This window comes from Vibrio sp. SCP2 (assembly GCF_059295395.1).
This window is the reverse complement of the sequence record NZ_JCAFVV010000035.1, coordinates 1-437: the sequence shown is the minus strand read 5'-3', so window position 1 is coordinate 437 and position 437 is coordinate 1. Positions and strand designations below refer to the sequence as shown.

Here is a 437-nt window from a genome sequence, read left to right as displayed (position 1 = left end):
AACAGGGGTTCGACTCCCCTACGGGATACCATTGGGTCGTTAGCTCAGTTGGTAGAGCAGTTGACTTTTAATCAATTGGTCGCAGGTTCGAATCCTGCACGACCCACCATTCTTCTCCACGAAGAATTAAAACTTATGTGGGCGATTAGCTCAGTTGGGAGAGCACCTGCCTTACAAGCAGGGGGTCACTGGTTCGAGCCCGGTATCGCCCACCATTCTCTAAGTATTTTTGGATTAGGATTTCCAAACCACTTCAGTAACTAGTATGTGGTTGGAATTTTCGACGCCGAAAGTCTTTAGAAAATGTACTTCCTTGTGAAGAAACATGCTCTTTAACAATTTGGAAAGCTGACGAATAACAACAATCCCCATCTCTATGAGATGCGTTGTTATTCAATTAAAAGTTCTCAAATCCTAAAACTATGTTTTAGGTACCA

Annotated in this window: 2 tRNA genes; both read left to right on the top strand. The window is 43.0% G+C overall.

The window, feature by feature from the left end:
• The first annotated feature begins 33 nt into the window (after positions 1-33).
• Positions 34-109: transfer RNA gene (locus AC5O63_RS22430), tRNA-Lys, on the top strand.
• Positions 110-139: 30 nt separating this feature from the next.
• Positions 140-215: transfer RNA gene (locus AC5O63_RS22425), tRNA-Val, on the top strand.
• The last annotated feature ends 222 nt before the right edge of the window (positions 216-437 follow it).